A 12102-nucleotide genomic window follows, 5' to 3' on the forward strand; every position below is an offset into this window, starting at 1 on the left:
TTTACCCGGTCTCGTGCACCGCCCATGATGGACGGCTCGCACTCATGGAGGACTTTGCGCATGTTTGGCTCCCTGTTGAACACACTCTTCAATCGCCCCCTGACCGAAGACGCATTCGCTGAGAAAGTCATCAAGGCTGCTCGTGATGCCGGTTTCAGCGAACCTCTTGAGTACGTGCCCAAAGAGTTCCGCCTCAAACATGGCGACGGCAGCTACTTCAACCTGCATAACGCATTCAATGACTATCAGAGTGCCGACAAGGCGCACAAATCTGAGGTGTTGAAGGGTTATGTATCGACACTGCTCGGCTACAAAAAGGAAGCGCCGCAAAGCTTTGAAGACGTCAAGCCGATGTTACGTCCGGTGATTCGTAACCTGGCGATGCTTGAAGAAGTGCGCCTGCATCACGTGCGCACCGAAGGCTGGGACGCGCCTTACACCGCTGTTCACCAGGCCTTGGGCAAAGACTGCGTGACCTTGCTGGCAGTGGACTACCCCGAGACCACCTCCACCCTCACCGAGGGGCCGAAGGAAAACTGGGGCGTGAGCCTGGGCGAGGCGCTCGCAGTGGCGGTGAGCAACCTGCGCGAAGCAACCCAGGAGGCGTTTGATGAAATTGTGCCCGGCCTCTACGTCGGCCGCTGGAATGACGGCTACGACACCAGCCGCGTGCTGCTGCCGGATGTCCTGCAGCGTGCGGCCATCAAAGGCCGCCCGGTGTTCATGATCCCGACCCGCGACATCCTCATGGTGACCGGTGACAAGGATGAAGAAGGCATTCGGCATATGGTCGAGGTCAGCTTCAAGGCCATGGAAAGCGGGCGCTCCGTTTCCAGCCAGGTCTACACCTACGACGATCAACGGATCGTGTCTTTTATCAGCCAGGACGAAGCGCTCCTTGAGCGTGTGGCGAGCCTCGAACACATGCTGCTGCAAGGCAATTACCACGCGCAGAAAGAGCAGCTCGACACGATCCATGAAGAGCAGAAGATCGACGTGTTTGTAGCGACCTACAAGCTGTTCGAGTTGAAGGACAGCAACGGCAAGACATTCTCGATGTGCAGTTGGACAGAAACCGTCGACACCTTGCTGCCCAAGACCGACCGCGTGGCGTTGGTGCAGATCCAGCCTGACGGCACCGCCCAGACCCAAGTGGTCGAATGGGATGAGCTTCAAGCCAAGCTGGGTGATTTGCTGGCACCGGCGAGCCTGTACCCAATGCGCTATCGTACGCTGGGTTTTCCGACGGCTGCACAGTTGAGCCAGTTGACGCCGTTGTTTTAACGGCGGCTTGTAATGCTTCGTCTGACTGTGCAAGGATCGCCCATGACTCAATTTTCGCAAAGCAACCGCCACCACCACCACGGACCTTGCCCAAGGTGCCGCGGTTGCTTGCGCTCACTGATTGACCAGAACCTCTGATCACTCAATGAACCATCACCCAAGGCGCCCACGGCGCCTTTTTTATTGCCTGTAAATAATGGAGATACAACACATGACTATGCTACGTGGAACCCGAATAGTGACGGGTAAAGAAGCCGCAGCGATGCGTGAGATAGAGGGCCGTTTTCGGAGCTATCTTCATCGAAGCGGGCGCTGAAGAAGCCATCGTGCCGGCCCTGTGGGGCCAGGATACGTTTATCGAAAAAGCCGGCGGCAGTGAAATCATCGGGCAGATGTGGGCCTTTGATGACAAGGCGGGCCGACCCTGCTGCCTGATCCCGGAAGCCACTGCGCTGTTCCAGGAGCGCAACGCGCAGTTACTGGGCGGGCGAGAGGAGGCGATGTTTTTCTACGTGGCGCGGTGTTACCGGTATGAGCGGCCGCAAGCCGGTCGTTATCGTGAATTCACCCAGTTGGGGGTCGAGATTCTCAGCCCTGACCCGGTGTCGGCGTTGCAGCGCAGCCAGGCGCTGTGCAGCGGTTTTCTGGACACGCTGGGGCTCGATTACGAGCTCAACCTGGCGGTGAAACGCGGGCTGAGTTACTACCTGGAGGGCAATGGCTTCGAGGTGCGTTGCCCCGCGTTAGGTGCGCAGCAGCAAGTGGTTGGCGGCGGCGCTTACCGAGAAGGCGCGGGGTTCGGCATCGGGCTTGAGCGGGTGGTGCTCGCACTGGCTTGATGTTCAAGGCGCCTCCACCCGGGGGCGTCTCCTCTACGGCGGCCGGATATGCTCCAATAGCCGCCATTATTCGATCACCCAGGAACCCCACCATGGCCGAAGCCACCGACCAAGCCTTCTACGACCGTGCGGATGCACACATCGAACTGTCGAACGAGCAGCTCAAGACCTGTGAAAACCTCGGCGAGGTCAGCGCCTCGATGATGTTCGGCACCACGCGCTTTAACGCCTGGGCCAGTGCGCGCAACTTCAAGTCCGGCGCCGAAATGGCCGATGCGCGGGAAGCGATGCTGAAGTATTTCTGTGACCAGTACCGGATGATGCTTGAGGATAATCTGGATGATCACATTAATAATTTCAGTCAGTACATGCTCGTCAAATAGTTCGCCGGCACCGACGCCACCAACCACACCCCATTGTCCGCTTGATAAAACGCTATTCCCGCCTGGCTCATACCCAGCGCATCAACCGTAAGCAGCACAGGCTGCCCATAGCGTTTGCCAACGGCCAGCGCTGTTTCTGGGTTGTCCGTAAGGTGTACATGGTGCCGACTGCCAGGGATCAATCCCTGCGAGTCGATAGAAGCCATGAAGCGACTGGCGGTGCCATGGTAGAGCAGGGCGGGCGGCGCCTTCTCGATGTGCTGCACCTGGACCTGCGCGGTGCTGTGCCCTTGTGCGGCGCGGATACGCTGGCCGTCGCCTGAGAGCGTGAAGCGCTTTTTTTCGTTGGTCTCGACCACGTCGAGCAGCGCTTGGCGATCCAGCGTGTGGCCGTGTTGGTTGGCGTTGAGGATCAAGCCGTCAACATCGGTCCAGCCATCGCCGTCCAGGACGACACCAATGGACTCGGGCGCGTGGCGCAGTATGTAGCTGAGGAGCTTGCTGATGTCGTCGCGTTGTTGCTTGTTCACGGGTATTGGATGTCCATGGCGATTTTAGATGTCCTTGCAGGGTAAGTCGGGCGGGCCAGTGCGGGTGGAACTCTAGGGCAACCACGCATCTCTGGAAAGCCGGTTACCATTCAACTCTACGCACTGAGTGCTTTTGCCCCATTTTCGCGCATGCCACTGCGCTTTCAAGTCGCCAAGCCGCCTATTTCGCGGCCCGGTACCAACGGCCCGTATCTTGCTAGTGCCTTCCCAATCAATGACATGGCATTTTGCTTCTAGTCATATCCAGGTTGTTTGGGGGAGTGGGTCGGCCATGCACAGTCTTTTATCACCGGGTATCCGCCTGCTTGGCCGTTTCGGTTTTGCGCGCAAGTTCCAGATCCTGTTTTTCCTGTTCATGCTGCCCCTGGCCGGGAGCCTGTGGCTGATCGGCCAGGACTATCGCGACAAATTAGCGGTGATTTCCAGCGAGCAGTCCGGCGTTCACCAACTGTTGGCCTTGGACACGCTGGATGGCCAATTGACGGCGCAGCGCAACCAGGCGGCGCGCTGGAAAGCGCTGGATATCCTGCACACTCCAACCGCTGCGGCCCAAGCGGCGATGGACAAGGTCGATGCCGGCAGCCCAATCATCGTGCACAGCCTGCAAGCCCTGGGCGATGCGCTCAAGACCCAGAACGCCAGCGCCGACACCTTGGCGCGTTTTGAAGCATTGCAGGCGACGGTCAAGGGCATGGACACCCAGTCACTGCGCACGGTGGGTTGGTGGCCGGACGGTTACGACCGCTTCACCGCCGCCTTGACCGCCATGCAAACCCTGCGCGAGCAGATCACCCAGGACGCTGGGCTGATCCTCGACCCGTGGCTGGAAACCTACTTGTTGATGCAGATCTCCACCCAGCACACGCCGGACCTGATCGAGCGCATCGGCCGCACGGCCAGCGTTGGGCAGTCGTCGATTGCGTCGGGCCAGTTCACTTTGCAAAGTCGTTTGCAGATGCGCGACCTGCGCGGCCGTATCGGCGATGCGCGGGAGCAGTTGGTCAAGGCCGCCGCTTCGCTCAAAGCCAAGCAGTACCCCGGAATTGAACCGTGGGCGGCGCAATACGACACCAGCCTGCAATTGCTCGACAGTGAACTCAAAACCCTGGACGACGGCGTATTTGGCGGCACCATCAAGCTCGACACCACAGCGTTTGATCGCAGTGTCGACAGCATCCTCGGTGCATTGGGCGCGTTGCGCAGCCAGTCGCTGCATTCGCTGGACGAGCGCTTGAGTTATTACCGCGACCGCTCGCTTAAACAGTTTATTCCGGTGGTGGCGACGTTCAGCCTGCTGGCGCTCGCGGCACTGTACTTGTTCATCTGCCTGCAAGCCTCGATCCGCCGCAGTGCCAGTGGCATCACCACGCTTGCCGAGTCCCTGCGCGACGGCAACCTGTGCGTCGAAGTGGCGGTGGAAGGCCGCGATGAACTCGCGGCGATCAGCACGGCACTCAACGTCGCCGTGGTGCAGTTGCGCACCAGCTTGTTGGGCGTTAACCACGAGACCCAGCAGCTCGGCTCGGCGGTGCACACCCTCAACGCGCAATCGGGCAGCACCCTGACCGAAGTCGAAGACCAGCAATACCAAATCAGCCAGATTGCCGCCGCCGCCACGCAACTGGCCGCCACTTCGATGGGCGTCGCCAAAAGCTGTGAGCAGGCCTCGGGCAGTGCGCAGCAAACCCGGCGCATCGCCGAAGACAGCAGCCGTGACAGCCAGCGCACCACGGCGAGTATTCAGCAACTCAACCAGCGCCTGACCGACACCGCCAATGCCCTGGAGCAAGTGAGCCAGCAAGGGCAGCAGATTCAGTCGGTGGTCGACACCATTCGCGGCATTGCCGAACAGACCAACCTGCTGGCGCTCAACGCCGCCATCGAAGCCGCCCGCGCAGGCGAGCAGGGCCGTGGGTTTGCTGTGGTCGCGGACGAAGTGCGCAGCCTGTCGCAACGCACCCAGGCCTCCACGGCGCAAATCGCCAGCACGGTGGACAGCCTGCGTGCGACGGTCAGCCAGGCGGTCACGCTGATGGGCGCCGCGTGTGACCAGGCGCTGACCGATGCCGAGTCCGTCACCGGCCTGGGCACACGCCTGGGCGAGATTGCCGGCGCGGTGCAAAACGTCACCGACACCCTGGCGCAGATTGCGGCGGCGGTGGAGGAACAGGCGACGACGGCGGATGAGGTCAGCGGCAATATCCAGCAGGTCGATCAGGCCGCAGGGCGCTTGCTCGACGGCGCGCGCGCGGTGAACCAGGCGGCGGATACGTTGAGCAAAGGCAGCCGGGCATTGAGCGAAAACACTGCGCGTTTTCGGCTGGGCTGATCCATTTTCTCAGTTGAACTGCTCATACTTCCTTGGGGCGAGCGGGCATTCAAATGTGGGAGCGGGCTTGCCCGCGAAGACGTCGGCACAGCAAACATTGATGTTGACTGACCCACCGCTTTCGCGGGCAAGCCCGCTCCCACAGAGGTTGCACTACCTTTCGAAGCCAGCGGACGTTGAGTGAAAACACCGCGCGGTTGATGAACCTTCAGCCCCAACAGCGCTCACTTATCAAGTCGCCCTGTTTCGTTGCCGAAAGGAATCCGCATGCCTTCAACCCCGCCAACACCCGACCTGACCGCCCCAGTGGAACGCGAACTCAGCCTGCGCGCGGTGATTACCGGGGTCGTGCTGGGTATCCTGCTGACACCTTCCAATGTGTACGCGGGGCTCAAGATCGGCTGGTCGTTCAACATGTCGATCATTGCCTTGCTGGTCGGCTACGCCATCTGGCAAGGCCTGGCCAAGCGCAGCCCCGGGCAACTGCCGTGGACACTGCACGAAAGCAACATCAACCAAACCGTCGCCTCGGCCGCTGCCTCGATTATCTCCGGTGGGCTGGTGGCGCCGATCCCGGCCTACACCTTGTTGACCGGCAACACGCTGGACGCGCTGCCGATGATCGCCTGGGTGTTCTCGGTGAGTTTCCTCGGGATCTGGATCGCCTGGTACCTGCGGCCCTCACTGCTCAACGACAAGACGCTGAAATTTCCTGAAGGCATGGCCACCCTCGAAACCCTACTTCACATCTACAACCACGGCCGCGAAGCCGCCACGCGCTTGAAGGTGCTGCTCGGCGCTGCGTTGCTGTCCGGGTTGGTCAAGTGGGTGGATACGTTCCTGTGGGCCTTCCCGCGCTGGTCACCCACCGCGCAGTTGGAGCGCCTGACCTTTACCGCCGACCCTTCGCTGCTGTTGCTGGGGTTCGGCGGCATCATCGGCATTCGCGTGGGCCTGACCCTGCTGCTCGGCGCCTTGCTCGCGTGGGGCGGGCTGGGGCCGTGGCTGTTGGCGCAAGGCCTGGTGACCTTGCCAGCAGGCAGCAGCGGCCCGCAATTCGCCGCGCTGGTGGCGTGGTTGTTGTGGCCCGGTGTGAGCCTGATGGTGTGCTCGACGCTGGCCTCGCTGGCGATTCGTTTGTGGGCCTTGCACACGACCACCAAGGCCGGCGGCGGCCTGCCTTGGGCCGTCCCGAACGCTTGGCCTGCCGCCGGGTTTGCACTGGCGATTGTCTTGGTAGTGAGCCTGCAGTCGGTGTTGTTTGGCATCAACCTGTGGATGGCCTTGTTGACCATTCCCCTGGCGATTTGCCTGGCCGCCGTGGCCGCCCGCGTGGTGGGCGCCACTGGCATTCCGCCTATCGGCGCCATCGGGCAATTGTCCCAGTTGAGCTTCGGCATCGTCGCGCCGGGGCAGGTGCCGATCAACCTGATGAGCGCCAACACCGCCGGTGGCTCGGCCGGGCAATGCACGGATTTGATGAATGATTTCAAGGTCGGCAAGGCGATTGGCGCCACGCCGCGCAAGCAAGTGATCGCGCAGATCCTGGGGATTTTTGTTGGCAGCATCGTCGGCGTGTTTGCCTACCTGGCGTTGATACCCGATCCGCAGAGCATGCTGCTCACCGAAGAGTGGCCGGCGCCTGCGGTCGCCACCTGGAAAGCCGTGGCGCAAACCCTGACCCATGGGCTGGATTCATTGTCGATGAGCATTCGCTGGGCAATTGCTCTGGCAGGCGCGGTCGGCGTGCTGCTGGGGATTCTCGACAGCACCTTGCCCGCCCAACGCGCCCGGTACTTGCCCAGCGCCGCCGCCTTGGGCCTGGCCTTCGTGCTGCCGGCCTCGGTGTCGCTGATGATGGCCCTCGGCGCAGTGCTGACGTGGCTGGTGAGCTGCCGTTGGCCGAGTGTCACCGAGCGCTTTGCGATTACCGCCGCCGCCGGGTTGATTGCCGGGGAGAGCATCACCGGCGTCGGCGCGTCGCTGTGGGCGATGGTTGCGAATTAATCCATGGCACTCCAGCGCGACAGCGTAGTCTCTTACCTTAATACCCACTCGTGTACAGCGGAGCCCTTATGATCACCGTCCACCACCTCAATAACTCGCGTTCGCAACGCATCCTATGGCTGCTCGAAGAACTCGGCCTGCCTTACGAGATCAAGCGCTACCAGCGCGACCCGAAAACCAACCTTGCTCCGCCTGAACTCAAGGCCATCAACCCACTGGGCAAATCCCCGGTGATCGAAGACGGCGCGCTGGTGCTGATCGAATCCGCCGCAATCATCGACTACCTGATCCGCCGTCACGGCCAAGGCCGCCTGCAACCCGATCCGGCCACGGCCACCTACGACAAATACGTGCAATGGCTGCACTTCGCCGAAGGCTCGGCCATGCTGCCGCTGATGCTCAACCTCTACGTCGGGCGCCTCGGTGAAGCGGGCGCGCCGTTGCATCCGCGTATCGAATCGGAAGTGGCTAACTACCTGGGCTACCTGAACGATGTGCTGGCGGATACGCCGTACCTGATGGGTGACGAACTCAGCGGTGCGGATATCCAGCTGAGCTTCATCGGCGAAATCGCCAAGGCCCAAGGCAAGTTGCAGGCCTACCCGAACCTTGCCGCATGGGTGCAACGCTTCCAGGCGCGGCCGGCTTATCGCAAGGCGGTGGAGCAGGGCGGCGAGTACGCGTTCGCCAAGTAACGAATTAGCCTGTAGGGGTAGGCCGTGAGTGTTGACGACGTGGTCTACTCCTCATTTCACTTGCGGGCTTGTGGAAATGTTGTCATTCCTGAACAATCACCAGCAGTGATGGCACTTTGCCGTGCTCGCCCCGTTTTTTTAAACATCAAGGACGATGCGTGTCGCAAGATCGTAATCTCTTTCCTTGTGGGCATTCGCTATTTCGATGCGACAGTTGATGGGATCCTTTGGCTAAATAGGCCCACGTCGCATTTAAACTAAAATACGCAATGCAATCATGCTGGAAAAGATAAGTATCATGAGTTATAAAAAATTTGCAGGTTTGGTATTCACGACGCCTACGCTTTGGTTGAATATTAGTACGCTGGTGATAGGTTTGTTTTACTGGAAAGGCCTTTCCACTTCTAACAGTAATAGCTTGTATTTAGGCACGGTGATATTTTTTGCTGTCTTGAATATTGCTATCAGCTTTTGGCTCTATTTTTCGGAAGATAGAGAGGTGCAAAAGTTTCTAAAAGATCAAAAAATAAGGCCGTTCTTTACCACCCCGAAAGAAATCCTCAAGCTTATTGAGAATCCTAAAAAGGCATACTCGTACGCTACTCGAACTCGCAAGAAGTATCAGGTAGGCCTGACTTGCTCGGCTTTCTGGGCGGTTTTGTGGTTTGGGCTTTCCTTGGCGGGGCCGGCAGAAGATACCATCAGCGGGTTTGCCCCTGTTGCCATGCCTTGGATAGGCGCTGTAGTAAGTCTTATTCTTTGCATCGCACTCACGGTGTCTATCTATCAAATGAAAAGACTGGCGGATAATAAGTGGTTTAGCCTCAAAAAATTTCCTCCGCTTCAGTCGGATGCGCCTGATGGAACATTAAAAGAGGCCGTGCTGATGTGGTCCCCGGTTAAGTTAGCCCAGTGGCGCGATACCCACTATCAGGTGATTAACCTTAACCAATTGCAGGGGACGCATATGCCGACGCAACCGCCTATCCGAGATGAAATCTTGTGGACGTTCTTGCCAGATGACGCCGCGCTGCGCAAGCAGGTCATACCTGCTATTGCCCCTCAAACCGTTTCAACGAAAACGACGACAAATCCAAATCACTCGTCCCCCGTATGCACCACTGCGCAAACGCCTCACCCAGCGCCGCCGAATGCTTGAAACCATGCCCCGAACACGGCGACACCACCAGCGTGTGCTGCAGCGAAGGGTGTTCATCGATGATGAAATGGTGGTCCGGCGTCACCGTGTAGGCGCACACCGCTGACTTCACCACATTGGCCGTCACTCCCGTGATACGGCCCTGCACCTGTCGTTCAAACATCTCCTGCGCTTGCGCCGCCGAGACCGTGCGGTCCAGCGTCTCGGGCGTAGAGGTGGTGTCATATTGCGCCGTGGCCAGCTTCAGGCTGCCTTCGCCGGGCAACGCCGGGAACCCATAGTGGGTCTGATCCTGGCCATGCGTGAGGATATAGGTGGGGGATTTCCCCACCAGATCGGCACCCGGTTCAAGCTCGAACCAAAACAACTGCTGGCGATAAACACTGAGCAATTGATCAAGCGGCGCGCCGAGCAAACCGCCCGCCCAGTTGCCTGCACTCACCACCAGCTTGTCAGCCTGCAATGTGCGCCGGTCGGTGGTCACCGTCACGCCGCCCGCGTCCGAACTGATGTGGGTCACGGTTTCGCCCTTGTACAGCGTAGCGCCGTGTTGCTCGGCCAACTTGAGCTGCACGTCAATGCAACGCTCCGGGCGCACAAAGCCGCCGCCGGGCTCGTAGTAGCCAATGGCACTGTCCGCCACGTGGGCAAATTGGGGAAAGCGCTGGCGAATCTGCGTGGCATCCAGCAATTCATGTTCGATGCCATAGGCCTGCGCCAGACCAATCGTGCGCAAGGTAAAGTCGGTTTCATCGCAGGGGTCAAAGCCATCGTGTGAGGTCAACACCAGCAACCCCGACTGCTCGAACAACGCCTCCCCGGACAACGCTTCCAGCTCACGCCAGATACGGTGCGAGTTACGCACGATGGGCACGTACTGAGCCCCTTCACCCACCGACAGCCGCGTGATGCGCGTATCGCCGTGGCTTGAGCCGAAGGTGTGAGGCGGGTGATGGCGGTCGATGCCAGCGACTTTTACCCCGACTTTCGCCAGTTGATACACCGTGGCGGCCCCCATGGCGCCTAGGCCGATGACCAGCGATTCATAGCGTTCCATGGTGGGTACTCGCGTGTGAGGGGTAGGGGGGAGTTGAGGTGACGGCGTGGAAAAAACAATCGACACCGCCAAGAGGAGTGTGTGGGAGTTTGACAGTTGTGTGCGTTATAGATAAGGGGGCTCAAGTTTGCCCGTACCATTCGCAATGGATTTCGGCTCCTCGGGTTGGTTGAGTCTTTTCGTGCTCCCCCAATACGCCGAGGAAATTCATTCCAGCATCGTAGTTTTCTGGAATTTTTTCGGAAAGGTAGCGCCCCTGTTGATGATGTTGAGAGCATTTTGTGGGCGAGTGATAGGGATAAGGGATATCACGTTGTGCACTCATTTTTTCGGCTAAAGGTGCTCGCGTGTTACGCGGTCGCTGGTTTTGGGGCTGCTGCGCAACCCAACGCGGGGCAAGCCCGCTCGCCACAGGAAGCGCGCTAGCCACAAGGGCACGCAGTGCTGGCTAACCGACTAGCGCACCACTTCTAATGCCGTTATCTCATTCACATAATGCGATTCGCTCGAGGTCAACTCCAGCGTCAGCGCCACGCCCAGGTCTTCGATAAATACGCGGGAGGTTTTATAGTCGCCCTGGTCGCACGCCAGCTTGATGGCGTCGCCGGTCAAGGCGGCAAACACCTGCCGTGCCGGGATGCGCTCACCGACCTTGCAGGTCAACGAAGTTTCGTAGGGTTTGTCGGTCGGTTGGGCAGGCACATTCAGCATCTTCATGCGTGCGCTCAGCGTTTGGCCAGGGGCCCAGCTGTTCGGCAGCTTCAGCTCGACTTCGCGGGTTTGCAGCACGCGACCATCGCCTACGCCATTCATCTTCGACTTCAACTGGATCAGGTCGGCTTGCGTCAGGCGATCAACGTTGAAGGTATTGCCGTAGGCCTCGTTCTTCACCAGCAAACCACCCTCGGCCTTGAAGGTGACTGAGGTTGGAACGTCCTTGCTGCCATCGCCTTTTTTGGACAGGTAGCTGTAGTTCAGCGTCTTGAACTTCGGTTGCAGCAGGGGCGAGTCGAGGCGCTGGAGCACGTTGGCAGGCACGTCGACATCGCTGAAGTTGGTTTCGATCTGGGTGCGCGGGTAGTCGACCGGCGCGATGTCGGGACGCAACAGCGCCAGCAGCCCGGCATTCACGCCGCCTTGTACCGAGCAGCTGACACGCGATTGTGTGCCTTGCTTGCCTTGCGGCTCCACGATCAGCACCCGTTCCACCTGGCGCGTGCCCGGCGCCTTGCCCGGCTGGGGTTTGATTGCCTGCCAGCCGTTGCCGACCTTGAGCTCGCTGCGCGTGTATTCCTTGTCGCCTTTTTGCAGCGACCCGGGTTGTTCCAACAGCGGCGCGAGGCGCTGGGCAACCTCATCGACACCGCCGTCCACAATGAAGCCCCAGTAATAGTAGCGCCCCAACGGGCCGAGGTCGGCGACCTCATCGGCATACGACAACAGCTTCAAACCCGCAATGGGCGGCGCGCTGACCGGCACTTGGTCGGCCTTGCGGTCGGCGCGGTTTTTGACCGCGATCCAGGTGAAGTTCTTTTCCTGCTTGAGCGGAGCGTAGGCCTGCCAGGCGTCACGGTGCGTGTTGAGGCTGGAGAAGAAGCTCGCGTCGCAGCGTGTGAAAGCCTTGAGTGTGTCGGTCAAGGCGGCGTCGTCGGCATGGGCGAGGGACGGCAACACGGCAGCAGCCAGGAGGAGGGCGGGCAACTTCATTACGGGGGATGTCCTTATCGGAGAAAGGCGAGGCGGCATTATCCAGTAGATGGGGGGCGGCTTCTAGGAAAACACGGCAAGCCCTAATGCC

The 12102-nt window shown here is 59.8% G+C and carries 10 protein-coding genes; 7 read left to right on the forward strand and 3 right to left on the reverse strand.

Features of this window, described 5'->3' with window-relative positions:
• Nucleotides 1–60: 60 nt before the first annotated feature.
• The 3 genes from ACI77I_RS24135 (at nucleotide 61) to ACI77I_RS24145 (ending at nucleotide 2506) form a co-directional block, all read left to right on the forward strand.
• A complete protein-coding gene (locus tag ACI77I_RS24135; protein ID WP_406998638.1) occupies nucleotides 61–1284 on the forward strand; it encodes a DUF1444 family protein in 1224 nt (407 codons plus the stop codon).
• Between the two features lie 293 nt (nucleotides 1285–1577).
• Nucleotides 1578–2123 (forward strand): ATP phosphoribosyltransferase regulatory subunit, encoded by a 546-nt coding sequence (locus tag ACI77I_RS24140; protein ID WP_094953262.1) that lies wholly within the window; start codon nucleotides 1578–1580, stop codon nucleotides 2121–2123.
• Nucleotides 2124–2215: 92 nt separating this feature from the next.
• Entirely contained in the window at nucleotides 2216–2506 is a 291-nt protein-coding gene (locus tag ACI77I_RS24145) for a DUF3144 domain-containing protein (RefSeq protein WP_094953264.1), read from the forward strand.
• Here ACI77I_RS24145 and ACI77I_RS24150 read toward each other — a convergent pair.
• Entirely contained in the window at nucleotides 2485–3036 is a 552-nt protein-coding gene (locus ACI77I_RS24150) for an RNA 2'-phosphotransferase (RefSeq protein ID WP_406998640.1), read from the reverse strand. The two genes, ACI77I_RS24145 and ACI77I_RS24150, sit on opposite strands and share 22 nt — an antisense overlap.
• Nucleotides 3037–3328: 292 nt before the next feature.
• Here ACI77I_RS24150 and ACI77I_RS24155 point away from each other — a divergent pair, with 292 nt between their 5' ends.
• From ACI77I_RS24155 to ACI77I_RS24170, 4 genes are all read left to right on the forward strand, one after another.
• On the forward strand, nucleotides 3329–5386 hold the full coding sequence (locus ACI77I_RS24155; RefSeq protein ID WP_094953268.1) for a methyl-accepting chemotaxis protein: 2058 nt from the start codon (nucleotides 3329–3331) through the stop codon (nucleotides 5384–5386).
• A 267-nt stretch (nucleotides 5387–5653) separates the two neighbouring features.
• Entirely contained in the window at nucleotides 5654–7393 is a 1740-nt protein-coding gene (locus ACI77I_RS24160) for an OPT family oligopeptide transporter (protein ID WP_406998642.1), read from the forward strand.
• Nucleotides 7394–7461: 68 nt separating this feature from the next.
• A complete protein-coding gene (locus ACI77I_RS24165) occupies nucleotides 7462–8088 on the forward strand; it encodes a glutathione S-transferase family protein (protein WP_094952124.1) in 627 nt (208 codons plus the stop codon).
• Between the two features lie 298 nt (nucleotides 8089–8386).
• Entirely contained in the window at nucleotides 8387–9247 is an 861-nt protein-coding gene (locus ACI77I_RS24170) for a hypothetical protein (protein WP_406998644.1), read from the forward strand.
• Here ACI77I_RS24170 and solA read toward each other — a convergent pair.
• Nucleotides 9141–10304 carry an N-methyl-L-tryptophan oxidase gene (gene solA, locus ACI77I_RS24175; protein WP_406998646.1) on the reverse strand — a complete coding sequence of 388 codons (1164 nt, stop codon included), beginning with the start codon at nucleotides 10302–10304 and terminating at the stop codon, nucleotides 9141–9143. The genes ACI77I_RS24170 and solA overlap by 107 nt on opposite strands.
• Nucleotides 10305–10760: 456 nt before the next feature.
• A complete protein-coding gene (locus ACI77I_RS24180) occupies nucleotides 10761–12011 on the reverse strand; it encodes a hypothetical protein (protein WP_094952125.1) in 1251 nt (416 codons plus the stop codon).
• Nucleotides 12012–12102: the final 91 nt, after the last annotated feature.

The sequence above is a fragment of the Pseudomonas sp. D47 genome, assembly GCF_045447305.1.
In the GTDB taxonomy this organism is placed as follows: Bacteria; Pseudomonadota; Gammaproteobacteria; order Pseudomonadales; family Pseudomonadaceae; genus Aquipseudomonas.

Excerpts from the sequence above, each read along its gene's own strand:
- ACI77I_RS24135 (WP_406998638.1), top strand. The coding sequence starts at position 61 with ATGTTTGGCTCCCTGTTGAACACACTCTTCAATCGCCCCCTGACCGAA.
- ACI77I_RS24145 (WP_094953264.1), top strand. The coding sequence starts at position 2,216 with ATGGCCGAAGCCACCGACCAAGCCTTCTACGACCGTGCGGATGCACAC.
- ACI77I_RS24155 (WP_094953268.1), top strand. The coding sequence starts at position 3,329 with ATGCACAGTCTTTTATCACCGGGTATCCGCCTGCTTGGCCGTTTCGGT.
- ACI77I_RS24160 (WP_406998642.1), top strand. The coding sequence starts at position 5,654 with ATGCCTTCAACCCCGCCAACACCCGACCTGACCGCCCCAGTGGAACGC.
- ACI77I_RS24165 (WP_094952124.1), top strand. The coding sequence starts at position 7,462 with ATGATCACCGTCCACCACCTCAATAACTCGCGTTCGCAACGCATCCTA.
- ACI77I_RS24170 (WP_406998644.1), top strand. The coding sequence starts at position 8,387 with ATGAGTTATAAAAAATTTGCAGGTTTGGTATTCACGACGCCTACGCTT.
- solA (WP_406998646.1), bottom strand. The coding sequence starts at position 10,304 with ATGGAACGCTATGAATCGCTGGTCATCGGCCTAGGCGCCATGGGGGCC.
- ACI77I_RS24180 (WP_094952125.1), bottom strand. The coding sequence starts at position 12,011 with ATGAAGTTGCCCGCCCTCCTCCTGGCTGCTGCCGTGTTGCCGTCCCTC.